Genomic DNA, 24,103 nt, shown 5'->3' with positions numbered 1-24,103 from the left:
AACTTATCACCAGAGGAAACTGCAAATGTCGTAGGTGTAAAACTAAATAATGAAATCTGTTCTCTGGAAAAGCGAATTCAGTATACAGCTAAAATTGAACCGATTATGCTGGCTACAAAAGATGGTTCTGCAATTTACAAGCGATCCCTCTGCCTTCTGCTGGCAGCTGCCGCCCACAGACTTTATCCAAAAACAAGACTTCTTGTAGGACACAGTCTTGGCTATGGCTATTATTACAATCTTGATGACGGAAAAGAAGATACTCAGGAAGTAATTGATGCCATGCAGGCAGAAATGCGAAAAATCGTTGAGCAGGATCTGGAAATTAAAACAGAGCGCATTGCCTATGAGGAAGCGACAGAACTTTTTGACAGACTGGGACTTGTAGAAACCAGAAAGCAGCTGGAATATTTAAGCCTTCCTTCTGTAAAAATCAATACAATCGGGGAATTCTCTGACATGTATTTTGGACCTATGGTTCAGCACACAGGAATCTTAAAAACCTTCGAACTGAAAAAATACGGAGAAGGCTTTTTACTGCGCTTCCCTAGCCATGCAACTCCGGATAAACTTCCAGAATTCAAGGATGAACCAAAACTTTTTGAAGTTTATCAGAAGTACAAGAACTGGGGACGCCGCATGAACGTTACCTCGGCAGCATCCCTTAACGAACTGATTGCCCAGCGAAAAATCAATGACTTTATTGATATTACAGAGATTTTCCAGCAGAAAAACTTTTCAAAAATTGCAAGCCAGATTATTGAAAGAAAAACCGTACGCGTAGTTTTGATTGCGGGTCCTTCCTCTTCAGGAAAGACAACCTCTGCAAAAAAACTTGCACTGGAACTTCAGGCACTTGGCTACACTCCAAAAGTTATAAGCCTTGACTGCTACTATGCCGGCAAGGATAAAACTCCTCTTGATGAAAATGGCGAACCAGACTTTGAATGTCTTGAAGCTTTGAACATTGAGCTTTTGAACCAGAATCTTATTGATTTATTCGAAGGAAAAGAAATTAATCTTCCAAGCTACGACTTCCATACAGGAACAAGTTACTTTGAAGAAGGCAACACAATGTCTTTGGGTAAAAATGAAATTCTTATTATGGAAGGAATTCATGGTTTGAATGATAAGCTTACGCCAAAGGTTCCTGCAGAATATAAATTTAAGATTTATCTTTCTGCCTTAACACAGCTGAACTTAAATGACCATAACCGGGTTTCTACAAGTGATAACCGTCTTATCCGCCGTATTGTACGCGACAATAATTTCCGCGGAAAGCCTGCAGAAGGAACAATTCAGATGTGGCCTAGTGTACGAAAGGGAGAAGAACTTCATATCTTCCCATTCCAGAACAATGCAGATGCAGTTTTGAATACAGCCCTGGACTACGAACTTTCTGTTCTGCGAGTTTATGCAGCGCCGCTTTTGCGTCAGGTAAATCCTTCAATGCCTGAATACGCCGAAGCCCGTCGCCTGCTCTCCTTCCTGGAAAACTTCACCACAGTTTCCCCGGAAGCCGTACCGCCGAGATCTATTATACGTGAGTTTATTGGAGGATCTGCTTTCAAGTATTAGATGATAATCGGAAACCCGCGAGTTTTGGAACAAAACTCGGTAAGCAGCTTGCTGCGACTTAAAAAGCGAGCTGCGACAGCGGGTCAGTTTAGGTTCATCGATAGAACCGCTCACGCCCGAGACTAGCGAGGGCGCTATCTGTGATCCGCTGACACTTTACTGTTCGCAATCGCCTGCAGCCTTTTATTTTCTGCGTGCTTAACTTCTTCTTTATACTGGGCAAGCTGGATTTCCTTCATTTTTTCCAGTGCGGAAGTTTTTTTCATACATTCTTTAAGAACTTCGCGTTTCTGTTCGCTTACAAGCTTTGCTTCGGCAAGCTGCTTAAGAAGTTCTTCCTTCTGATAATTTAAAAGATTCTTATTCTGACTCATGCTGACCATATCAGAAAAATCAAGGGAGCCGGACATATATTTATCCAAAGCAGCATACTGTTCTGCAATTTTCTTTAAATTGTTTTGAATTTCAGTTTCAACAGCAAGCGCCTTTGCAAGTTCTCCTTCAGCCTGCTGCTTTTCAAAATCGCGGTATTCAAGAATTTTTTCAAGTTCAAACTTAAATTTCTTCACTTTCTGCTACTGCCTTCTGGGCATCAACAATTTGAGCGGTAGTAGGACGGTTCAAAGCAGGAGTTTCTGAATACTCCTCTTCAGGTATTTCGATTCCTGCTACAACAGACATTTTATCAAGAGTGTCGCTCATTGGACACGGTTCAAATTCTTCCTGTTTTAAGAAATCTTCAATTTCATCATGCTTATCAATAGCCGCATCAATGCTTGCAGAATTACCCTTCTGATAAATTCCCGCAGTAATCATTGTAGAGTTATCCCGGTAAGTTGCCATCAAAGTTCTTATTTTTCCAGCAGCAGTCTGAGTCTGTCTTCCGGTTACCCTTTTAGAAAGACGACTTATGGAAGCAAGCACGTCAATTGCAGGATAGTGATAAGCCTGGGCCAGCTGGCGGGAAAGAACGATATGACCATCCAGAATACCGCGGACAGCATCAGTAATAGGCTCGTTCATATCATCAGAATCAACAAGTACATTATAGAAGGCTGTAATAGAGCCCTTATCGTTTGTTCCGGTACGTTCCATAAGCTTTGGAAGCATATCAAAAACTGAAGGAGGATAACCGCCGTTTCCTGGAAGTTCGCCATTTGAAAGGCCGATTTCCTGCTGAGCCTTGGCAAAACGGGTAACGTTATCCATCATAAGAACAACGTCTTTTCCCTGGTCGCGGAAGTATTCTGCAATTGCAGTACAGACATAGGCAGCGCGGACTCGGCAGATTGCAGGCTGGTCGCCGGTTGCAACTACAACGACAGAACGCTTTAAACCTTCTTTTCCAAGGTCACGGTCAATAAAATCCAGAACCTCGCGGCCTCGTTCACCAATCAAACCGATTACGTTTATATCTGCATCAGTATTGCGGGCAATCATAGAAAGAAGAGTTGATTTTCCGACACCAGAGCCCGCAAAAATACCAATTCGCTGTCCCTTTCCGATTGTCAAAAGCGAATCAATTGCACGGACTCCGGTTGTAATTCTCTTGTTTACTGGAGCCTTTCTCATAGGATCAGGAGAGACTTCAATTGCAGGGTAATAAGTTTCAGGGCTTATTTCTCCTTTACCGTCAATGGCAGTTCCGGTTGCATCAATGGTTCTTCCAAGAAGAGACATTCCTACAGGAACCTGCAGGGTTGCACCGGAAGCAATAACTTCGCAGCCGATTTCAATTCCCTTAGTTTCGCCAAAAGCTGTAAGGCGGACAGTTTTCCCCTGCAAACCAACAACTTCAGCTTTAATTGTTTTTCCATCGGGAAGTTTTATAGTACAGATTTCACCGATTACAGAACGGGGACCTTCACTTTCAATTTCAAGTCCCTTAACACCGCATACACGGCCGGTATATAAAATTGTTTCTGCATCGCAAACTTTTTCGAGATATTTTGTAAAATTAAAATCACCCTGATAAGAAGATAACATTTTCCCCTCCCTCAAGCCTTACTCTGCAGAAGTAAGATTATCCTGCGGCTTAATTGTCTTAAGAGGAGAAACTTCAAGGATTTTATTTTCAAGTTCGGTAAGCTGACTTGAAATGCGGGCATCAATTGCACCAAAGTCAGTTTCAACAATACATCCGCCTTTTTCTACAGATGAATCTTCAAGAACCTTTATTGCTTCAATATTTTCTACGTGCTGAATAAATTCCTGAATATGTGCGCTTGTAAGCTTTACTTCTTCAAGATTTACGCGCAAAGTTACCTTTCCTCGTGCCTTTACCTTTTTAAGGGCTGCAAGAGTATTTGCCATTACAACATTTTTCTGACTTTCGGAAAGGATTTTGATAACTTTTCTTGCCATCAAAATTACAAGTTCTACAATCTGGCTTTCAGTTTCAGAAAGAATTTCTTCACGACGCTGCATAACAGATTCAACCATTTTGTGCATTCGCTCAACAAGACGATTTACTTCTGCAACTCCGCTATCATATCCTTCTTTATAACCGGCTTCATAACCATTCTGATGTGCGGCAGATTCCAGCTGCTCTCTTTTTGCTTCAGCCTCTGCAACAATCTGTTCTGCTTCTGCACGGGCTTTAGAAAGAATCTGATTTGCTTCATTTTCTGCATTTGCCTTAATTTCTGCAGCAGAGTTTGTCTGACGCTGAACTTCTTCAAAAGCGGCATCTTCAGCTTTTTTAATGATAGCATCAGCCTGAAGCTGAGCCTCATTCTGCATCTGCAGTTTTTCCTGCTCCCACTGAGCCTTGAATTCTTCAGCTTCTTTTTTCAGGTCTTCAACAGTAGGACCATCATAAACTTCTTCTTCAACCTCAGGCTCTTCTTCTACCGGAGTATAATCTTTAAAAAGCGGCAAAACCATCTTCTTTTCTAGTTCTTTTGCTTCGCCGGGTCTGAAAACTGCTTTTGCCACTTTAAACTACCTCTCTACTTTTTTTACAGATTAATTTATGAAACCAGTTCGTCCTCACCAGAACGAGCAATAACGATATCACCAGAGTCTTCAAGACGACGGATGATAGATACAATCTTCTGCTGAGACTCTTCAACGTCCTTCAGGCGGACAGGTCCCATGAATTCCATATCTTCCTTAAGCATAGAAGCCGCACGTTTTGACATATTGCGGAAGATTTTGTCCTGTACTTCTGTATCGACAGATTTGAGGGCTTTTGCAAGTTCCTGCTGATCGACATCGCGGAGTACCTTCTGAATAGCACGGTCGTCGAGCATAACGATATCTTCGAATACGAACATTCGCTTTTTGATTTCCTCTGCAAGGTCTGGATCGTCCTCTTCCAGCTGTTCGATAATTGCCTTTTCAGAAGAACGGTCAACAAGGTTGAGGATTTCAACGATAGATTCAACACCACCGGCTGCAGTATAGTCTTCGCTAGACAGAGTAGAAAGTTTCTTTTCCAATACGCGTTCAACTTCGCGCAAAACGTCAGGAGATGTACGGTCCATGGTTGCAAGTCGCTTAGAAACTTCGGCCTGCATTTCTTCAGGAAGATTCTGCAAAATAACGGCAGCTTTACCAGGTTCAAGATAAGCAAGAATCAAGGCAATAGTCTGCGGATATTCCTGTTGAATAAAGTTTAACAAATGAGCCGGGTCTGTACGGCGGATAAAGTCGAAAGGACGAACCTGAAGGGAACTTGTAAGACGGTTGATAATATCGATAGCCTTCTGGCTTCCCAAAGATTTTTCCAAAAGCTCGCGGGCATAGTCGATACCACCGGTTGTAATAAAGTTCTGAGCATTCATCAGCTCCTGGAACTCTTCAAGAACGGCATCTTTAAATTCAGGATTTACCTTTTCCTGGCGTGCAATTTCAAAAGTAAGGGTTTCAACCTCATCTTCGCGCAGATGCTTCATGATTTCAGCAGAAACATCAGGTCCAATAGAGATTAAGAAAATAGCCGCTTTCTGACGGCCAGTAAGGCTTTTATAATCCTTATTGTTCTTTTTTGAAGAACCACCGGCTCCAGCTGGCTTTAACACCGGTTTTGGTGATGATTTTACTTCCATTGCTTCATCAGCCATCTATCTTCCTCCCTACTCTTCCATCAGCCATGTACGTATGAGCATTGCAACATCTTCAGGATGCTCTTTTGCCATAGCAACTGCATTTTCCTGAAGTTCCATACGTCTTGTTTCTTCAACAGACATTGTAACGTCCATACCTTCGTCTTTTGCTTCCCAAAGGGCACGTTCGCGTGCAGCCTGCTGTTCTGCAAGAAGACGAGCTTCGCGTTCGCGTCTGCGTCTTTCCATTTCCTTGGAAATAATTCTGAACAGGATAAAGCCGACAAGGATAACGGCAATTGAAACAAGAACCAGAATAATTGTTCTTCTGCGCTGAATTGCTGCAAAATAAGCAGCATCTTCTTCTTCAAACTGTTTTGTTCGGTCAATCTGCAAAGCGGTTACACTAACAATATCACCGCGGCTTCTGTTATAGCCGATTGCACCTTCGATATAACTTCTAACACTGTCCAGTTCTGCCTGAGTTGGTTCTACATATGTACGCTTAATTGCACCAAACTCATCAAATTCCCACTGACCGGTCTTTGGATCTTTAGATTTCTTCCATACACCGTCAACGTTTACAGAAACAGACCATTTTTCTGGCTTTGGAGCCGAAACTTCATGAGTTGTAGTTGTGTTGATTACGTTATTCTGAGTAACGCCAGTCTGAGTAGAACGACCGATTACATTACTCATATCTGAATAAACCGGAGGAGTCTGACCTTCTACGCCTGCTGGACCTTCCGGATTATAACCTGTTCCCTGCCATTCGTTTGTAACAGTCTGGCTGGAAATAGGAAGATAATCTACATAGTCTGAATCGTCGTAAGGAGTGTCGGGGTTATCTTCCTTGCGGACAATTGGAGAATATTTTGTAGAATCAATTGTTTTCTGAGAATAATCCATCTCAAGCTTTACGTTGAGGTTACGGATTCTGTCTTCTGTGAAAATTCCCTGCAGAGTTGTAAGAATGTCTGCAGTCATCTGAATTTCCATTTTATTGATATTTTTCTGCTGTTTTGCGACTAAATCAATGCGGTCGCTTTCAGCCATGCCTTCAAAATCATTAATCTGTTCACCCTGTGAGTTTGTAATTACAAGGTTATCTTCTGTAAGGCCTTCAACGGCAGAAAGAATAAGGCGCTGTAAACCTAAAATTCGGCGGCGGTTTGAAGCAAAATCACTTCCGCTGTTCAAAAAGAGGGTTACAGAGGCAGAAACAGGTCTCTGATCAGCGGCAAAAAGCTTATCTTCAGGACGTACAATTACAACCTTTGCGTCCCGGATGCCGTCAATTGTAATAATCATATTGCGGACTTCGTTCTGAAGTTCCTTATTCATCTTCATAAGCTGATCAGCATCTGTTGTTGACCAGTCACGCTTAAAAATTGCTGCAGAAAAAGGCTGAACGTAAGAAGGGACAAGATTTTCGCTCACTAAAAGAGTCTGAAGTTTACGTGCAGTACGTTCATCTTCAACAATAATATAGCCATCCTGAACTGAACAAGGGATATGTTCTTCATCAATTCTGTCTGTGATTTTTGTAAGAGTGTCCGGATCTGAAATTGCCTGTGTAAAAACCTTTACTGTTGTCGGCTTTGAAGACACCTTAGCCGCAGATACAACAGCAATTATGATAACTGCAATTACACCAATAATTATGACTTTTTGAATCGGCTTACCGTTTTTCCAAAGGTTTTTTACCCTTTCGGTAAGTTTTTTAAGCCATTCGTTCATCTGTCCCCTCCCGTGAACGAATTTCTTTTCTATTTTTTAAAGAAATTTATATAAATTTAGTTAATTATAACATATGAGGGGAAATTTGACAACGAAAAATTATCGCAACGGGGTAAAAAGCCTAACGAGCTGGATTAAAATTGCTTTCGCAATTTTAATCGACGACGCATTTCCACGTAAATAAAAAACACACTTTTGAACAAAGTGCGTTTTTTATTTTCTATTATCGCGTTGTTGTAATCTCGTTCCAGCTGGTTGTAATTCTGTCAATTACGTTCTGGGCAAGATTCAAACTCATTCTGGCCTTTGACATGGCGATTGTAACGTCATGAATATCTACATCATCAGGATTTGTGATTAATTTTTCCTGAACGGCATTTACCTCAAGCTGGCTGCCGTTTACAGAATTCAGCGCTTCCATAAGATAAGACTGAAAAGAACGCGAAGAAGCTTCCTTTACTCCGCTAAGAGAATAAAGTTCCTCGTCCTTAGAAACGCCTTTTATAGAATTTACAGCCGGCATAGAAGCTGCATTAGTTACCGAAGAAAGCTTAGATTTTCCAAAATGCTGAGCATCAGTGCGCGTCATCTGAAGAGCGCCAAATTCTGCAATTTTCATATTCCACCACCCGTTTTTATTCTACATCAACTAGCGGCCAATGTCCAATGCAGCGTTGAACATATCCTTTGCACCGTCTACAACAGTAGCATTTGCTTCGTAGGCGCGGCTGGCAGAAATCAAATCTACCATTTCATTTACGATGTTTACGTTAGGATATTCAACATAACCTGCGTGTGGGCCCGATTTTATTGCATCAGGATGGTCAGGATCATAAACAAAGGTGCCTTCACTGTTATCCTTTACAATTTCCATTACCTTTACACCTCGTCCAGGACCGTTATCAAGGTCAGACGGCACAAAAGGCATTCTCCACTGAGGATGTGAATCCGAAACAGGGCTTAAAATTACAGAAGAGCGTTTGAAGGCTCCTCCTTTCTGAGTTCTTGTTGTTGTTGCGTTTGCAATGTTATCTGAAATTACGTCGCTTCTAAGACGTTCGGCACTCATTCCTGTTGCCGCAATATTTATACTGGTGAACAATCCCATATTTTATCTCCCTATTAACTTGGCGGCCTTACTCATTATTTCTTCATAGCCGTATTAACCTGATCAAATTCAAATGCTGTCAGTTGTGTGAGTAAACGGTACTGCATCTGAATCTGAAGGATATTGTTAGCTTCGTATTCAGCATCTACGTTGTTGCCGTTGGCTTTTGATGTAGAAAGATAATCTGTTACACGGCGAGGCTGGACTTCGCGGTAATCGTATGGCTGGTTGATTTTAATATGGCGGTCGTCTGTACGTGTGAGCTGAAAAGAATCTTTCGCCATTTTTTCTGATTCAAAAGCGCGTTTTAATTCGCTTTCAAAGTTCACGGTCTGGCGCTTAAAGTTAGGTGTTTCGGCATTTGCAAGGTTATTAGAAGTAACCTGATAACGCAAACTCGATACATCCATTTCGCGCTGTAATAAATCGATTGAGCGTGTAAAACTATTCATATTTTTGACATCCTTTGATTACATCATCGGAATCAAAAAAGAAAAGTTAAGAAAAAAATTAGCCACAGATGGGACGCAGATAAACACAGATAAAAATCACCATCTGTGTCCTATCTGTGTTTATCTGTGGCTATAATCTATAAGATATATCTTGAAAGGTCTTCGCTTGATGCAACGTCGTTGAGTTTTTCTTCAACGTATTTTGCATCAATTGTGATTGTCTCGCCGGCGTGCTCATCTGCGTCAAAGGCAATTTCATCAAGCACCTTTTCCATAATTGTATGAAGACGGCGTGCACCGATATTTTCTGCCTTAGAGTTTACGTCCTCGGCAATAAAACTCATCTTATCAAGGGCATCTTCAGTGAACTCAAGTTTAAGGCCTTCAGTTTCCAAAAGGGCTGTGTACTGTTTAATAAGGGAGTTTTTAGGCTCCATAAGGATTTTCTTGAAATCTTCCTTATGAAGGGATTCAAGTTCAACACGAAGTGGGAAACGTCCCTGAAGTTCAGGAATCAAATCGCTAGGAGCGGCAACACTGAAGGCACCGGCAGCAATAAAGAGGATGTGAGTTGTATCTACAACACCCATTTTTGTATTTACGTTACTTCCTTCTACAATAGGAAGAATATCGCGCTGAACACCTTCTCGGCTTACATCCTGACCGTGCGACTCACCATGAACGGCAATCTTATCAATTTCATCAATAAAGATGATTCCGCTCTGCTCTACACGACGCTTTGCCTCATCTGCAACCTTATCGTGGTCAATCATATTGTCCAGAGTTTCTTCTGTAAGGATTTTACGGGCCTCGCGGATTGTAACAGAACGCTTTTTACCTCGTCCTGAACCGTTCATCATGTTCAAAATACCCTGCATGCTGTTCTGAAGGTCATCAATTGAACCGCCGGCAATAATTTCCATGCTTGGCATGCCTGCAGGACGGTGAACAACCATATCAACTTCGCGGTCTTCAAGCTTTCCTTCTCGCAGCATAGTGCGGAACTTTTCTCGGGTAGATTTTACGCTTTCCTCTTCAATTTTCTTCTGTTCAGGATTCTGATCAGGAGTATCAGAGCCTGGAACCAGCAGGTCAAGAAGCTTTTCTTCTACAACAGAAACTGATTTTTCGCGCAGCTGATCTTCCATCTCTGCCTTTACGTCATTATAGCCAACAGCCATCAGATCTCGGATCATAGATTCAACGTCGCGCCCAACGTATCCGACTTCTGTATATTTTGTAGCCTCAACCTTCAAAAATGGTGCCCCGCAAAGCTTTGCAAGACGGCGGGCAATTTCAGTTTTACCAACACCTGTAGGACCAATCATCAAAATGTTTTTTGGGGCAACTTCGTCGCGGATTTCTTCTGCAAGCTTAAGACGGCGGAAGCGGTTACGAAGAGCAACAGCCACAGCCTTTTTAGCCTTTTTCTGCCCGATAATATACTGATCAAGTTTTTCTACAATCTGTTTTGGGGTAAGTTCTGTCTTATTTTCGATTTCTTCCATAAATAATCCTACTCAAGAGTTTCAATTGTCAGGTTCTGGTTTGTGTAAATACAAATACTGCCGGCAATTTTCAAAGAACGTTCTGCAATTTCCTTTGCGCTCAAATCAGAAGAATCAAGATAAGCAAGAGCCGCAGAATATGCATAGTTTCCGCCCGAACCGATTGCAATTGCATCATGTTCAGGTTCAATAACATTACCGTCTCCGCTGATTAAAAGAATCTTGTTCTTATCTGCAACAAGGAGCATTGCCTCAAGCTTCTGCAGCATACGGTCTGTTCGCCACATTTTTGCAAGCTCAACAGCCGAGCGCATAATATCACCGTTATATTCTTTTACCTTAGTTTCAAAGCGGTCAAGCAGTGTAAAAGCATCTGCAACACTTCCTGCAAAGCCTGTAAGAATCTTTCCGTCGTAAATTTTTCTGACTTTGCGGGAATTACCCTTGCATACTGTTTCGCCAAGAGTACACTGTCCGTCACCCGCCATAGCAACCTGTCCGTTTCTGCGTACAGCAAGAATCGTGGTGCTTCTAATTTTAATCTTATTTCCCATAGTTTAAATATAATGATTTCATGGTCGGTAGGCAAATAAAAAAAATCCCCATTACCTGTTGTGAGGATGTGCATTCCTATAAGTTTCAATCAGTTTTTCTGTCGTAACGTGAGTATAACGCTGGGTTGTAGAAATGCTTGAATGCCCCAAAAGCTCCTGAACCACACGCACATCACAACCGTTAGAAAGCAGCTGGGTTGCAAAAGTATGACGGAAGGCATGAGGATTTATATGATGCTTTGTTCCTTCAACTCCAGTGTAACGGGAAAGAATATATCTAATACCGCCGGTTGTAAGGGCACTTCCCTTCTGATTTACAAAAACATTCTGAACATCTTTAGGATCAAGTCCTTTTTCCACAATCACTTTTTTTCTGTCTTTCAGGTATTCTAAAAAGGCTTTTTGAGCCGCCTCTCCAAAATAAACAATTCTGTCTTTATTTCCCTTACCTCTTACCACGGCACGCCCGATTCCGCCGTTAAAATCAGAAATCTTAAGGGCAGCAAGTTCACTTACACGGCAGCCGGAAGAATAAAGCATTTCAAACAAAGCCTTATCCCGGCTTTCCCACAAAAGCTCATTTTTTTCCGGCAGATTACAGAGAGTATCAACTTCTGATTCTGTCATAAAACGCGGCATCAGCTTAGAAATTTTTACAGTTTTCAGCGACAAGGCAGGATTTACAGAAATATAATTAAATTTATGGCAGTAAGAAAACAAAGTCCGCACCGACGAAATAAAGCGGTTGATACTTGTACTTTTGCGTTTAAGCTTTGAAAGTTCTCCAATGCAGACATTCAAATCTTCACGCACAATATCATTAAGTTCCCTCTCCTGCCCCAGAAAAGTCAGCAAAAGAGCATAATCGTTTTTATATCCGGTTACAGTATTTCCGCTAAGCCCTTTTACCGAAGCGATATAGAGAAGAAATTCATCAATTGCAGCTGCAAGTTTCATACAGTAATTATCGGAGAAAATCCGCCTGATTTTACTGCTGACTTCTATTTTGTAGTCATTGTATAAACGCCGTCCCAAGGACCTGGAATTCCCTTCTGCAGGAATTCATTACAGCGGGCAATCATCTTTTTTTCCATAGAAATAAAGCCAGGATCTTGAGGGTCAACTATATGGAAGCATTTGTATGAGTCTTCAAAAAGCTTAATTGCTTCCCTGAAATCATCCGGATTTTTTGGCTGGTCAGGATTTTCACGGCCTTTCAGGTAAAATTCCATTGCACGGTTAAAAATGTCAGCGCCTTCAATTTCTGCAGATGAAAGTTCATTTTTAAGACCAATGATGCTGTAAATCTGAACAGGCTTTTCTACGTTTACTACCTTTACACAATCCAGCTGACGGGCAATAAGTTCCCCCTTATGAGCCCCCTTATTTGCATCTTGCCAGGTAGATTCACTTGCAATAATCCAGCTGTCATATTCCTTGTTTGTTCCCTCCAGACGGCTGGCAAGGTTTACGTTATTTCCCATAACCGTATAGTTGAGTTTTTTCTGGGTACCCATATTTCCAACAACCATATCACCGGTATTCAAACCAACCCGGGATTTTAAAAGAAAAGGTGTTCCTGTTTTTGGATGGAAAGGCAAGTCCTCCTGATGTTCCTGATTATAGTAAGCCTCTGCCTGACGCATTCTGATTCCTGCCAGGCAGGCATGATAGGCATTCTCCGGATCATCAACAGGAGCTCCAAAGAAGGAAACAATTTCATCTCCTACATATTTATCAATTGTTCCGTGCTGAGCCATAATTGCATCACTAAGCACACCAAGATAGCCGTTCAATATTTCTACCAGACGTACAGCTCCCCTTTCTTCTCCTTCTTCCTGATTAACACATTCAGTAAAGCCAGAAAATTTTCTTACATCACTGAAAAGGGCTGTAAGACGCTTGTTATCACCACCGAGCTTAAGCTTATCAGGATTCTTTACAATCTGGCTTACAACTTCCGGCGCAACGTAAGCATCAAATCCACGTCGCAGGGTTCTACGGTCTTTTTCAAGCTGAATAAAATTAAAGCTGGTATTTCCTATAAAACTCAGAAGAACAAAAACAGAGGACATTACAAGAGGAATAAAAATCTTAAAGCCTACCATGAGCACAACAAGCAGGGCAATTACAAGAAAAACATAAATCAGGCCGAAAGTGATTTTCTGGGCAAGAGTGCATTTTCGGACTAAAAATACAACAAGGATAACAAGAATAAAGGCAAATAAAAGTCCCCAGAATTCAGAAAGAGGAGTAATAAAGTCTTCATGAAGAATTGTATTTGCAACATTGGCGTGAACACCAAGATTTGCATAAATACGGTCAAAAGGTGTAATTCCAAAATCAGTAGAGGCATTTGCCGTAAAGCCGATAAGACATAAAGCTCCCTCATATTTTTCCTTCATTTCAGAAATATATGAATTGTAAAGTTTAGTATTATCATCAAGAGCAGAAATCAGTTCGCATAAATAAGCTATTTTCTCCTGACCAAGTTCTGAATCCTGATTAAAGAAAAGTTCCTCGCCATAAGATAAAAGTTCCGGGGTAAAATCAGAAAGAGAAGCAAAAAAATCCCTGCGCATTGAAAAATACTGGTCTGTAAAGTCGGGATTTAATCCACCTTCAACAGCGCTACCGTCTGCTTCATAACCATTGCAGGCAGCAAGAAGAAAGTTTTTAGCCTGAGAAATCTGAGAATATGAATCATAAAGGGCAATCGCCTTGCTATAAATTTCTTTATCTATAAAACTAAGTTCAAGTAAGGCTGAAATATTATCTATTATATTATCTTCAATGCTATCCAGCTGATTCAAGAATGCTAAAGATTCATGACGATTTTCCCTTACATTTCCAAGTTTTCCTCCAAAACTTTCGTTATAGGAAGAATGAAGCCAGTTAATGAGCATACAGCCGGCATCATCAAGAGGAATCCTGATTGTATGACGCTTATCTGTCCCCGGAAGAAGGGCATCCTTTAAAATCATATGGGAGCGGGTTCTTTCTATCTCTTTTACATCCATAAGGTTTACAAGAGGCGCAAATACAAGCTGCCCGATATATGAATCTTCATTTTTTTCAAGAAGCTGGATTCTTCGGCGAATACCGTCTAGGTCTACAAAACAGTTGGTAAAACCAGCTCCCTTTGCGGCATTTATAATTGGAGAAACTGCCGGAGTCAGATATTTTTCAACCTTAATTCCGCTGGCAATATATTCCATATGTCGCACCTTTTCATTTCCGGCAAATACAAGGTCTTTTTCATCTTTAATATCAAGTCCAAAGCGCTTACGGGCATAATCCTGAGCCTCTTCACTACGTTCAAGGCCCATATTCTGCATATTAAAAGTAAGCCAGGAATTTCCAAAAAACTGCACGCAGCGGGAAAGATAATCATCCGTATCAATTACAAGATTATTAACAAGAGAATTAACATCATTATACTGATTGATTTTTTCAAGGGTTTTCTGATTTAAGGCAAGACTTGAAGAAGAAAGATATTCAATATCGAATACCAGGCGTTCAGCCCCCAGTTCCTTCATCCTAAGAAGGGCATTTCCCATAATATCACGGGTCCAGGGCCAGTCACCAACCTGCTCTATGGCAAAATCATCAATTTCAACAAGAAGTATCGGACTATCTTCATCTATTTCTTTTGTAAAAGGCAGCATGGCATCATAAGCCTTATACTCAACTTTTCTGTAGGCTCCGACGGCCCAGAGCAAAACGCTGATAAGGGCTGCAAGAATAATTATGACAAACTCTGCCTGTTTTTTTAGTATTTCCAAAAGTTTTCTCATAGCATTAATTATAAACCCATGTTATACTTTTTAACATATAAGGATGTTTAAAAATGAAAAGATTTTTTTTATCAATTTTACTTGCCGCTGCAGGGTTTTGCCTTAGTGCCCAGTCAGCTCAAAAAATCACAGAACTAATTGCCACCGAAAAAGCAAACTACGGTAACGCAAGCTGGCTGATTGCAGTTCAGACAGGTCTGGCTCAGGATACCAACACAGATGAAGAGACCTTTGAAATCCTTGTTGAAAATGACTATATCAGTCAAAAGCCTTCTGCTACAGGCGAAAGACTTATTCCATCAGCAGAAGATGAAATAAAAATAAAAGATTTTGCCAGCCTTTGTTTGAGGGCCTATAAGATAAAAGGAGGACTTATGTATAGAATTACAAAAAGTCCCCGCTATGCCTTGCGTGAACTAAAAGCAATGAAGGTTGTTTCAAACGACGCAGATCCAAATACTATAGTCAGTGGAAAACAGATGATACACATTCTCAATACCTGCGGCTATACAATGGAGGCTTCAAAATGAAAAATAAAAAACTTCTACTTATTATATCTGGTATTTTTACCTCCCTTATTTCCCTCCACGCCCTTGATTTTGGCGGCAGCCTTGGAACTTATACAAAGCTTGGTAGTCCAATAGCAGCTGGAAATGATGAATTTAAAAATTTCAGTTTAAAGCAGGAAGAAATTCTTACCCTCTGGCTCAGGCAGAATATTGACCCGACAACCTTCATTGCTTTTGAAGCAGATGCAAGATTCCGTTCTACCCGCCGTGAGCTTGGAAAATCAGATTCTGCTGATAACGATGTAATAATTCCTGATTTAAAGGTATTGCGCCTTACAAAACGCATCGACTTAAAACAAAATACAATGCTTTTTAATGCAGGAAGATTTTTCTTTTCAGATTTAACAGGTACTGTTCTTTCTCAGCCGGCAGACGGTTTAAGCATTTCTCTTGATTTACGAAGATTTTACGCAAAGGCCTATGCAAATTATACAGGCCTTTTAAATGCTCAGAATGTTACAATTCTCAACAAAGCAGGTTCTGAATATAATCTTGATTCAAAGAAAAGCTGGCAATGTGCAGCCTCTTATGCAAACTTTGGCGCACAATTTGAACTGCCATATTTTATTGCAAACCAGACTATAAGCGCAGAATTTCTTGCAAGCATAGGCTTTGACGGAATTGAAAAAGGCTCTGCTGATTACAATAGAATCTGGGGGACATTAGGCTTAAACGGCTTCCTTCACAAGAACCTTTGTTACGTTCTTACAACAACCTTTGGCAGTCAGCTTGATTCAGACCTTTCAAACCTTACAAAACTTTCGTTCATGCTGCTTCCGGGCTATAAATCTATGGTTATAAGCCTTTCAGGTCTTTATGCATCCGGTGATCAGAACGGCTTAAAACCTTTCAGAGGCTTTACAAGTCAGACAGCAGTAAACTCTATTGATGAGCCTGAATACACAAGCCTTGTAAAAGGTGGTCTTTCCCTTTCTATAAAACCTGTTAAGCAGCTTCTGCTTGCTGCTTCAGGTAATGCAGTATTTGACTATCCTGATTCAGAAATCAAATACAAGGGTACAGAAGCAGGCCTTAATGCAAACCTTCAACTTTTTAGTGATTTTAATATCAATGCAAGCATCAGCCAGTTCTTTGCAAAAGAAGAAAAAGCTTCAAAAGGAACCTTTACACTTACAGCAACGCTTGCATTCTAATAAATTACATAAGAGAGGAAATTATGAAAAAATTATTAACATTATTAATTATTTCAACAGGACTTGCCTTTTCACTTTCAGCACAGGCTATGACAGCAAAGGTTATTTCAATTACAGGAAAAGTTGAAGTTCTAAAAGGAGAAAGCTGGAAAGCTCTGGCAGAAGGAGAAACTCTCTCTAGAGGAGATATCATTTCTACCGGCTTTAACTCGCAGGCAGTTTTATCAATAAAAGAGTCTGTAGTTACACTTGGGGCATTAACCCGAATGACGGTAGAAAAACTTGCAGAAAATGAAGTAAAAGAGCAGACCTCTCTCTTTATTGATACAGGAAAACTTACTGCAAATGTAAAACATTCTGAAAACAAACGAATGGATTTTAAAATCCGCTCTCCTGTTTCTACCGCTTCTGTACGAGGTACAATTCCAACAGTTTATGCCGCAACAGGTCTTGTAGAAAGTGATGAAGGAATGGTTGCAACTACAAAATCAACATCAACTACTGCAGAAGTAGCGCCTGATGATACTGTTACCGCTACCCTTCCACTAAAGCGGGCAACAAGTATTTTTTCATCAACTGCAAACGTAAGTGGAGAAAGCGGCGGAGTTCCTGTTTACGAAGGACAGTCAACAGAAACTGATGAATTTTCAGGCCGCGTTGTTTCAACTCAGGTAAGCATGGTTACAAATAATACTTCTGTCGGCGGATATACAGCAGCAACAGGAGATTCAGTAAGCGAAAACGGTCTAGCAGCACTTTCTGCAGCGGCAGGAACTACAACCTCTGATTCTGGTAAAGACCAGGCAACAAGCGGAACTGTAATTATTATTCCGATTTTCAAGCATTAATCCATTAAAGCTTACAGAATTACAAAGTCTTTTCCTTAAAGTAAAACTTTCTATAAATAATTCTGTAAGTTATACCAAGTATTACCGAAAGGGCAAAAACACAGGCAGCATAAAGAAGAAGATTTATTCTGCCTGCCCAGTAATAAGGCAGCATTCCAAACTGCATTTTATAAGTTTCTTTTGTGTATAAAAGCACTCTGCAGACTGTAATTGCAATCAAATTCATCATGTAAGTTTCAAAAGAAAGATTTCCAAAGAATTTTGCAACAGGGTTAATAACATAATATTTCTGCATGATTACAAAGAGCGTTACACAAAGCCACATAGATTCTGGAATCTGTAGAAAATAAGTAATCAGTTTATTTAAGGTTCCCTCACCCTGTCCGCTGTATTCAGTCCAGTAACCGAATTTTGTAAGGGCAAAGCCTGTAAGAAGGTAAAAGCCCAGCATAAGGACAAGAACACAGAAAAGCTTCAGCCAGTAAAGTTTTTGAAACCAGTTGCGGATTTCTTTTTCAAAGCGGGCATAAAGCATTCCAACTAAAAGAGCCGGTACAGAATTTACCCACCATTCGCCGGAAAACCACCACAAATTATGACCAGACCACCACTTTTTATGAAGTTCATTATTCCAGTCCAGCCACCAGTTTTTCTCACCTGTCCACCAGACAAAATGACCGTTCAGGCAAAAAATTACTCCCATAAGAAGAATTACGGCTGCCATTATGGTAAAGCAGACCTTCTGATTTTTTATACGGCTAAAGGTCAGGTAGAAAGTAATGTAAACAATTACGGCAACAACCGGATACCAGGCATAATTATTCATCATGGTAAAACCGGAAAAATTTAAGAGCCAGACCGGAAGAGCCAGTCTTTCTCCCATTGCAAATCGGAAAAGAGCGTAAATGACAATACTCACATAATAGGGAATAATCATGGAGTTTACGACGCGTTTCCTCATAAAAGATTTAAGGTAATCAGGTTTCAGTTGTAAACTTTTGATTAGCCCGTAGCCCGAGCAGAAAAAGAAAATTGCAACACAGCGGTAGCCTGCATTTAAAAACAAGGAGAGTTCCCCAGGAATACCGCTTCCGTTGGCTTTTTGAAAGGCCTGTTCAAGTGAAATATGATGAATGATTACACCAATTGCGGCAAATCCCCTCAAAGCTTTTGTTACTTCAAGTGAAGAGGAATCTTCATGAAATTGATTTTTTTTGAAGCCGGCAAATTTTCCGCCCCAGATAAGTAAAAGGACACACAGCGCGTAGATAACGTAAGAAGTAAGCATAAGTACTCCAGCATAGATTTTTAATTATTTTAAAATGATATCATGCTTAAAGTACTTTGGAAAATAATTTTAAGTTATACGTTACTGAAGCGGGAAAGGAAGGCCTTTGTACGCTCAGTTTTAGGATTATTGATTACATCTTCAGGTTTACCCTGCTCTACAATAAGACCGCCGTCCATGAAAATAATTTCGGTAGAAATATCACGGGCAAATGCCATTTCGTGGGTAACTACAACCATAGTCATTTTTTCCGCAGCAAGCTCCTTAATTACGGCTAAGATTTCGCCGGTAAGCTCAGGGTCAAGGGCAGAAGTAGGCTCATCAAAAAGAAGCACCTGAGGCTCCATGGCAAGGGCTCGGGCAATAGAAACCCGCTGCTGCTGACCGCCGGAAAGTTCACATGGGTAATTATTGAGACGATGTCCAAGCCCAATGCGTTCAAGGATTTCAACAGCCTTATCTTTTGCTTCCTGTTTACTTCTTTTTAGAACGCGGATCTGAGGCTCCATAACATTCTGCAAAACTGAATAATGAGGAAAAAGATTAAAGTTCTGGAATACAAGTCCGCTTTTTAAGGTGATTTCATGGCGGAGTTTTTTATCTGAATAGGTGCCGTCGCTTACAAGAGGAAGTCCGCAAATGCTAATACTTCCGCCGCTAACATTTTCCAGCTGGGAAATACAGCGGAGAATTGTAGACTTTCCGCTTCCAGAAGGTCCGATAATTCCAAGAACTTCGCCTTTTTTTACAGAAAAAGAAATACCTTTAATGATTTCATTTTCACCAAAGGATTTTTTTAGATTTTCTACTTTTATAATTTCCTGATTTTCCATTTTACGCCCCTTTTTAGTTTTTCTGCCAGCCTTCTTTATCAGTTATAATAACTGAGTTTCTTTTCAAGACGCGCAAAGGCAAAAGAAACAAACCAGTTCATAATAAAGTAGAAAAGACCGGCAATAAAAAGAGGCACAAAAGAGAATAATGCGCCCTGACGCTCCTTTGCAACCATCAAAAGTTCACTTACACCAATTACGCTGACAAGGGCTGTGTCCTTTACAAGGGTGATAACTTCGTTACCCATTGCAGGAACAATGCGTTTAATCAGCTGAGGCAAAACGATGCGGAAAAAAGTCTGGGCACGGGTATAGCCTAAAACCTTTGCCGCTTCATACTGGCCTTTTGGAATAGATTCAATTCCACCACGATAGATTTCTGCAAAGTAGGCAGCGTAGTTTACGCTAAGAGCGATAATAGCCGCCGTAAATCTGTCCCATCTGAAAGAAACGTCGTATCCCTTAGAAACAAGCCAGCGCACGAAGAGTCCCGGTCCAAAGTAAACAACCAGAAGCTGAAGCATAAGCGGGGTTCCGCGAATTATCAGAAGGAAAACATTTACGATTGCAGAAAGAACCTTATCTTTACTCATTCTGCCCAAAGCAATAGGCAGAGCCAGAGGAATTGAAAAAATCAGTGTAAGAAAGAATACTTCAAGCGATGTAAGAGATCCGTCAAACATCGCATAAAGCATTTTAACATATTTAGGAGACATCAGACCAACCAGAATTTTTATTTGATTACAGAAATGTTTTTACCAAACCATTTGTTAGAAATAGCAGCAACAGTTCCGTCAGCAGTCATTTCTTTAAGGATTTCCCAAACCTTGTCACGAAGTTCTGGTTCATTCTTTCTGAAACCAACACCGTAACCTTCGTTTGCAAGTGCCTGTTCAACTACAACAAAAGGCTTTTTAGTCTGAGCAATAGAATAGTTAGCCACAACACTGTCCATTACAACAGCATCAATACCGCCGATGTCCAGGTCATTCAAAGCTGTGATATTATCTTTGAAGAAAATTGTTTTTCCAATAAGAGCTGCAAAAGAAGGATTGTCATCTACAGCTTCCTGTGCACTTGAACCGCTCTGAAGACCAAGAATTTTTCCTTTCATATCTTCAAGAGATTTAATTCCGCTGTCTGCGCGAACTACAAGCACCTGCTCGTTATTGAGGTAAGCTTCTGTAAAGCTCAAAGCAGCCTTTCTTTCTTCTGTGATTGTAAAGCCGTTCCAGATACAGTCAATTTTACCAGTTTCAAGCTCCATTTCCTTAGCATCCCAGTCAATAGGCTGAGCTTTAAATTCTACGCCAAGACGTTTTGCAACTTCTTTAGCAAGGTCAATATCATAACCTGTAATTTCGTTTGTATCATTATCGCGGAAGCCAAGCGGAGGGAAAGAGTCATCAAGACCAAGAACAAAAGTTCCGCGTGCTTTCAAAGCGTCAACAGCATTTCCATTAGAAACCTTTTTTTTACATCCTGCAAGACTGAGTACAGCTGCACATGCAAGTACAAGACCAGTAATTTTTTTCATAAATCCACCTCTATTTTTTTTCGCGTTTACACGCTTATTTTACATTTTTAATAAATTCTTTCAGTTCAGAAATCTGCACTTCTACCCTCTCTGCGCTAGGACCGCCGATTGTTTTACGGGCCTCAACACAAGCCTTAGAAGTGATGAAAGAATAAATATCCTCATCAATAAGTTCTGAACATTCTTTATAGGTTGCAATCGGAAGATCTTCCAGACGGCAGTTTTTTTCAATTGCAATGCGAACCGCACGGGCAGAAACTCCGTGAGCAGTTCTGAATGGCATTCCCTTACGAACAAGATAGTCTGCAACATCTGTTGCATTCAGGAAGCCGCCTTCGCATGCATCAGCCATTACCTTGGTATTCCACTTTGCAGTAGAAATCATGTAGGTAAAGACCTTAATACAAGAAAGAACAGTATCAATTGAATCAAAAAGCGGTTCCTTATCTTCCTGCATGTCGCGGTCATAAGCCAAAGGAAGCGCCTTCATCATAGTCATAAGGGCAAATAAATCACCGTAAACCTTTCCTGTACGTCCGCGGATTAATTCTGCAAAATCAGGATTTTTTTTCTGCGGCATGATTGAAGAGCCCGTAGACCATTTTTCGCTCAAATCAATAAAGCCAAACTCAACGGTAGACCAGAGTACCACTTCCTCGCAAAAGCGGCTAAGGTGCATCTGAATAAGGCTCAAATTAGAAGCTGTTTCAATACAGTAGTCGCGGTCAGAAACTGAATCAAGAGAGTTCTGAGTAACCTTGTCAAAACCAAGCTGCTCTGCTTCAAAAGCGCGGTCAAGCGGAAGTCCGCTGCCAGCTAAAGCGCAGGAACCAATTGGAGAAATGCAGATTCGTTTAAGGGAATCTTCCAGACGCTGCCAGTCACGAACCAGCATCCAGCTCCAGGCACAAACGTGATGAGCAAGAGTTACCGGCTGGGCATGCTGCATGTGAGTAAAACCCGGAATAAGAGAATTTTTATGCTGAGAAGCAATCTGTGTCAGCGCATCAATTAAAGTAAGAAGCGCATTCTGAATTTCCGGGATTGTACGGCGCAAATAAAGTCGCTCATCAAGGGCAATCTGATCGTTACGGCTGCGTCCTGTGTGAACCTTTTTGCCGGCCTCACCAATGCGGTCTGTAAGAGTTGCTTCAATAAAGGAATGAATATCTTCCGCAGAATAATCAACAGAAAGTTTTCCGCTTTCTAAATCTGCCTTAATGCCTTCAAGTCCGCTTACAATCTGGTCAGCCTCATCTTTTGAAATCAGCCCGACATGAGCAAGCATTTTTGCATGTGCAATACTTCCGCGAATATCATCAAAGGCCATCCGCTCATCAACATGAATGGAAGTCTCAAAAGCCACCGCCTGTGCGTCCGGCCCCTCTTCAAAACGTCCATGCCACAAAGCAGCATGGTTATCCTTAGTCATTGTTCCGTGCTGAGTCATATATATAAATTATAATGAAAACGCGTCTTTAATAAAAGTGAATATCTTAAATAATAATAAAAAAGGAGGGAGAAGACTCTCCCTCGCTTCAGCCCGCAAGCGGTCTTCCGCTACCCTCTCTGCGGGCTCAGACGCCGCCCGCAACGCCTGCTTTTCTAGTTTGAAGTTTAATTAACAGGATTTAAATAAATGATTTCAAATGAAGTTTCAGTTGTGGTTACCTCAACATTATCGCTTATATCTATTTTTCCTGTAATATCATTTAATTTTGAATCCACTCCTGTAAAATATATATTTCCAAGTTTATCTGCAGTAATAGTTTTAAAGAAATAAGCAGAGGTTATAGTATGCTTTACACCATCCATTTTTTTTATATCAACATAAAATATTTTATCATTGTCCAAAAAATAGAGCCTTTCATTAGCAACTAAGTATGTGCCTGTGGCAAAAGGTAATAAAACTTCTTTATAACTATAACTTATTCCTTCATCATCCAAAAAAGCGATTTCAATAATTTTCATTCCCTCAGTTGGCCAATCAACATAATAAGAATAGTTTTCTTTTTTTAAGATTCTGGTTTTATAAGTTTCTGCATCAGTATATGAAATACCATTATAAAAATAATTTTCAGGTATAAAACTTGCAGGTTCTAAAATGCCTTCATTATTAATCCAATTTGACTTATACCCCTCAGGATGATTCCATTCATTCATCTGCAATTCATAAACTATATTATTCATTCCCTTATAAAAACCACCATCTAGAGTTTTCAACTCTCCTTCTTTTGTTAAAATATAATTAAAAAAATCCCAATTATTCGTATATGAATATAAATTTCCGAATCGATCAGCAGCAAGCATACGCCAACCATTTATCTTTTCAGTATCAATACGTTTTCTTACGGCTAATTTTTCATTCTCCACAGATAATTCATATATCCATGATTCACTACTATTATCATTCTTTGTTCTACCATAAAAGAAAAATTCATTTTCACTTTCATCATAAACACTGTGTGTAAATAAATTTATATCTTCAAACATATCCAATGAATAAATCTTACCTGTCGGATTATACAAAACATAATCTGGAGTATTAGGTCCTCTGTTATTAAATGCACCAATTTCTTTAACATCTTCAAAAGAAAAAGCAATAAAAGTAAATTTTTTAAAAGCTTTAAATCCGGCAAGATTCATTTTTTGTTCAACAAGATTTCCTTCTTCATCATTAAAGGTTACAGTTTCATATATTCCATCTTCTGTTATACCAACAAGTCGAGAAACAGGCTCTATAGAAATTACAGCACGGGAAGAAGAATGTTTTTCTATGCCAGCACCTATTGCTGTGTATTTTGACCAGTTTGCAACATGAAAATTTGCTAGATTTTGTCGCTCATAATTAGAGGATTGACTGCCAGAATCTGAAGATCCATTTGCACACGATACAAACAGAACCAAAATAAATACTCTGAATAAATAATTCATTTTAAAATTCATAGATACCCCCAAACAAATAAAAATTTACATAACTGATATTTAAGTATATTTTAATTTTCGCATACCTATTGTTTTATTGTCAATATCTGTTAGTTATATAAAAATATTTAAAAGTATAGTTAATGCATAGGTAATAAAAAGC

22 protein-coding genes are annotated in these 24,103 nt (G+C 40.1%); 4 read left to right on the top strand and 18 right to left on the bottom strand.

Features of this window, described 5'->3' with window-relative positions; translation table 11 throughout:
• Positions 1 to 1,578, top strand: a 1,578-nt coding sequence (locus MSI_RS08215; RefSeq protein ID WP_039924585.1) for a nucleoside kinase, incomplete at its 5' end; no start/stop codon positions are given.
• A gap of 134 nt (positions 1,579 to 1,712) precedes the next feature.
• Here the strand turns inward: MSI_RS08215 and MSI_RS08210 are convergent.
• The 12 genes from MSI_RS08210 to MSI_RS08155 all read right to left on the bottom strand — a co-directional run bounded on the left by MSI_RS08210 (position 1,713) and on the right by MSI_RS08155 (position 14,786).
• Positions 1,713 to 2,147, bottom strand: a complete 435-nt coding sequence (locus tag MSI_RS08210) for a hypothetical protein (protein ID WP_009105713.1) — start codon at positions 2,145 to 2,147, stop codon at positions 1,713 to 1,715.
• Positions 2,134 to 3,564 carry a FliI/YscN family ATPase gene (locus tag MSI_RS08205; protein ID WP_009105711.1) on the bottom strand — a complete coding sequence of 477 codons (1,431 nt, stop codon included), beginning with the start codon at positions 3,562 to 3,564 and terminating at the stop codon, positions 2,134 to 2,136. Before MSI_RS08205 ends, MSI_RS08210 begins: the two co-directional genes overlap by 14 nt.
• Before the next feature lie 18 nt (positions 3,565 to 3,582).
• On the bottom strand, positions 3,583 to 4,515 hold the full coding sequence (gene fliH / locus MSI_RS08200; RefSeq protein WP_009105708.1) for a flagellar assembly protein FliH: 933 nt from the start codon (positions 4,513 to 4,515) through the stop codon (positions 3,583 to 3,585).
• A gap of 35 nt (positions 4,516 to 4,550) precedes the next feature.
• Positions 4,551 to 5,645 carry a flagellar motor switch protein FliG gene (fliG, locus tag MSI_RS08195; protein ID WP_009105706.1) on the bottom strand — a complete coding sequence of 365 codons (1,095 nt, stop codon included), beginning with the start codon at positions 5,643 to 5,645 and terminating at the stop codon, positions 4,551 to 4,553.
• A gap of 12 nt (positions 5,646 to 5,657) precedes the next feature.
• Complete coding sequence (fliF, locus tag MSI_RS08190; protein WP_009105703.1) at positions 5,658 to 7,367, bottom strand: flagellar basal-body MS-ring/collar protein FliF; 1,710 nt, start codon at positions 7,365 to 7,367, stop codon at positions 5,658 to 5,660.
• A 223-nt stretch (positions 7,368 to 7,590) separates the two neighbouring features.
• Entirely contained in the window at positions 7,591 to 7,986 is a 396-nt protein-coding gene (gene fliE / locus MSI_RS08185; protein ID WP_009105700.1) for a flagellar hook-basal body complex protein FliE, read from the bottom strand.
• A gap of 30 nt (positions 7,987 to 8,016) precedes the next feature.
• Complete coding sequence (flgC, locus tag MSI_RS08180; protein WP_009105698.1) at positions 8,017 to 8,475, bottom strand: flagellar basal body rod protein FlgC; 459 nt, start codon at positions 8,473 to 8,475, stop codon at positions 8,017 to 8,019.
• 35 nt (positions 8,476 to 8,510) lie between these two features.
• Positions 8,511 to 8,927, bottom strand: a complete 417-nt coding sequence (gene flgB / locus MSI_RS08175; RefSeq protein ID WP_009105696.1) for a flagellar basal body rod protein FlgB — start codon at positions 8,925 to 8,927, stop codon at positions 8,511 to 8,513.
• A gap of 137 nt (positions 8,928 to 9,064) precedes the next feature.
• Entirely contained in the window at positions 9,065 to 10,435 is a 1,371-nt protein-coding gene (gene hslU / locus MSI_RS08170) for an ATP-dependent protease ATPase subunit HslU (protein WP_009105693.1), read from the bottom strand.
• An 8-nt stretch (positions 10,436 to 10,443) separates the two neighbouring features.
• Positions 10,444 to 10,989: an ATP-dependent protease subunit HslV gene (gene hslV / locus MSI_RS08165; RefSeq protein WP_009105692.1), complete on the bottom strand. Its 546-nt coding sequence runs from the start codon at positions 10,987 to 10,989 to the stop codon at positions 10,444 to 10,446.
• A 51-nt stretch (positions 10,990 to 11,040) separates the two neighbouring features.
• Entirely contained in the window at positions 11,041 to 11,946 is a 906-nt protein-coding gene (locus tag MSI_RS08160) for a tyrosine-type recombinase/integrase (RefSeq protein ID WP_009105689.1), read from the bottom strand.
• 44 nt (positions 11,947 to 11,990) lie between these two features.
• Positions 11,991 to 14,786 (bottom strand): CHASE2 domain-containing protein, encoded by a 2,796-nt coding sequence (locus MSI_RS08155; RefSeq protein ID WP_009105687.1) that lies wholly within the window; start codon positions 14,784 to 14,786, stop codon positions 11,991 to 11,993.
• Between the two features lie 53 nt (positions 14,787 to 14,839).
• On the opposite strand from MSI_RS08155, the gene MSI_RS08150 reads away from it, so the two are divergent.
• Genes MSI_RS08150 through MSI_RS14010 form a run of 3 tightly spaced genes read left to right on the top strand, consistent with a single transcriptional unit; the run spans position 14,840 to position 17,357 of the window.
• Complete coding sequence (locus tag MSI_RS08150) at positions 14,840 to 15,316, top strand: hypothetical protein (RefSeq protein ID WP_009105685.1); 477 nt, start codon at positions 14,840 to 14,842, stop codon at positions 15,314 to 15,316.
• Entirely contained in the window at positions 15,313 to 16,509 is a 1,197-nt protein-coding gene (locus MSI_RS08145; RefSeq protein WP_009105683.1) for a hypothetical protein, read from the top strand. The genes MSI_RS08150 and MSI_RS08145 overlap by 4 nt, the downstream gene beginning before the upstream one ends.
• A 23-nt stretch (positions 16,510 to 16,532) precedes the next feature.
• Entirely contained in the window at positions 16,533 to 17,357 is an 825-nt protein-coding gene (locus tag MSI_RS14010; protein WP_009105681.1) for a FecR domain-containing protein, read from the top strand.
• A 19-nt stretch (positions 17,358 to 17,376) separates the two neighbouring features.
• On the opposite strand, the gene MSI_RS08135 is transcribed toward MSI_RS14010, so the two are convergent.
• The 6 genes from MSI_RS08135 to MSI_RS08110 form a co-directional block, all read right to left on the bottom strand.
• Complete coding sequence (locus MSI_RS08135; protein WP_009105679.1) at positions 17,377 to 18,645, bottom strand: acyltransferase family protein; 1,269 nt, start codon at positions 18,643 to 18,645, stop codon at positions 17,377 to 17,379.
• Between the two features lie 74 nt (positions 18,646 to 18,719).
• Positions 18,720 to 19,478 (bottom strand): amino acid ABC transporter ATP-binding protein, encoded by a 759-nt coding sequence (locus tag MSI_RS08130; protein WP_009105677.1) that lies wholly within the window; start codon positions 19,476 to 19,478, stop codon positions 18,720 to 18,722.
• Positions 19,479 to 19,516: 38 nt separating this feature from the next.
• Positions 19,517 to 20,194 (bottom strand): amino acid ABC transporter permease, encoded by a 678-nt coding sequence (locus MSI_RS08125; RefSeq protein ID WP_009105675.1) that lies wholly within the window; start codon positions 20,192 to 20,194, stop codon positions 19,517 to 19,519.
• Between the two features lie 17 nt (positions 20,195 to 20,211).
• A complete protein-coding gene (locus MSI_RS08120; RefSeq protein WP_009105673.1) occupies positions 20,212 to 21,015 on the bottom strand; it encodes an amino acid ABC transporter substrate-binding protein in 804 nt (267 codons plus the stop codon).
• Positions 21,016 to 21,049: 34 nt separating this feature from the next.
• On the bottom strand, positions 21,050 to 22,465 hold the full coding sequence (gene argH / locus MSI_RS08115) for an argininosuccinate lyase (RefSeq protein ID WP_009105671.1): 1,416 nt from the start codon (positions 22,463 to 22,465) through the stop codon (positions 21,050 to 21,052).
• 167 nt (positions 22,466 to 22,632) lie between these two features.
• Entirely contained in the window at positions 22,633 to 23,961 is a 1,329-nt protein-coding gene (locus MSI_RS08110) for a hypothetical protein (RefSeq protein ID WP_009105669.1), read from the bottom strand.
• Positions 23,962 to 24,103: the final 142 nt, after the last annotated feature.

Source organism: Treponema sp. JC4 (assembly GCF_000260795.1).
GTDB lineage: Bacteria > Spirochaetota > Spirochaetia > Treponematales > Treponemataceae > Treponema_D.
This window is presented reverse-complemented; position numbering and strand designations above follow the sequence as displayed.

Coding starts and splice junctions, on each gene's coding strand:
- fliE (WP_009105700.1), bottom strand. CDS start 7,986: ATGAAAATTGCAGAATTTGGCGCTCTTCAGATGACGCGCACTGATGCT.
- MSI_RS08150 (WP_009105685.1), top strand. CDS start 14,840: ATGAAAAGATTTTTTTTATCAATTTTACTTGCCGCTGCAGGGTTTTGC.
- hslU (WP_009105693.1), bottom strand. CDS start 10,435: ATGGAAGAAATCGAAAATAAGACAGAACTTACCCCAAAACAGATTGTA.
- MSI_RS08120 (WP_009105673.1), bottom strand. CDS start 21,015: ATGAAAAAAATTACTGGTCTTGTACTTGCATGTGCAGCTGTACTCAGT.
- fliF (WP_009105703.1), bottom strand. CDS start 7,367: ATGAACGAATGGCTTAAAAAACTTACCGAAAGGGTAAAAAACCTTTGG.
- argH (WP_009105671.1), bottom strand. CDS start 22,465: ATGACTCAGCACGGAACAATGACTAAGGATAACCATGCTGCTTTGTGG.
- flgC (WP_009105698.1), bottom strand. CDS start 8,475: ATGGGATTGTTCACCAGTATAAATATTGCGGCAACAGGAATGAGTGCC.
- MSI_RS08160 (WP_009105689.1), bottom strand. CDS start 11,946: ATGAAACTTGCAGCTGCAATTGATGAATTTCTTCTCTATATCGCTTCG.
- MSI_RS08110 (WP_009105669.1), bottom strand. CDS start 23,961: ATGAATTTTAAAATGAATTATTTATTCAGAGTATTTATTTTGGTTCTG.
- MSI_RS08145 (WP_009105683.1), top strand. CDS start 15,313: ATGAAAAATAAAAAACTTCTACTTATTATATCTGGTATTTTTACCTCC.
- hslV (WP_009105692.1), bottom strand. CDS start 10,989: ATGGGAAATAAGATTAAAATTAGAAGCACCACGATTCTTGCTGTACGC.
- MSI_RS08155 (WP_009105687.1), bottom strand. CDS start 14,786: ATGAGAAAACTTTTGGAAATACTAAAAAAACAGGCAGAGTTTGTCATA.
- MSI_RS08130 (WP_009105677.1), bottom strand. CDS start 19,478: ATGGAAAATCAGGAAATTATAAAAGTAGAAAATCTAAAAAAATCCTTT.
- MSI_RS14010 (WP_009105681.1), top strand. CDS start 16,533: ATGAAAAAATTATTAACATTATTAATTATTTCAACAGGACTTGCCTTT.
- fliG (WP_009105706.1), bottom strand. CDS start 5,645: ATGGCTGATGAAGCAATGGAAGTAAAATCATCACCAAAACCGGTGTTA.
- MSI_RS08125 (WP_009105675.1), bottom strand. CDS start 20,194: ATGTCTCCTAAATATGTTAAAATGCTTTATGCGATGTTTGACGGATCT.
- MSI_RS08135 (WP_009105679.1), bottom strand. CDS start 18,645: ATGCTTACTTCTTACGTTATCTACGCGCTGTGTGTCCTTTTACTTATC.
- flgB (WP_009105696.1), bottom strand. CDS start 8,927: ATGAATAGTTTTACACGCTCAATCGATTTATTACAGCGCGAAATGGAT.
- MSI_RS08205 (WP_009105711.1), bottom strand. CDS start 3,564: ATGTTATCTTCTTATCAGGGTGATTTTAATTTTACAAAATATCTCGAA.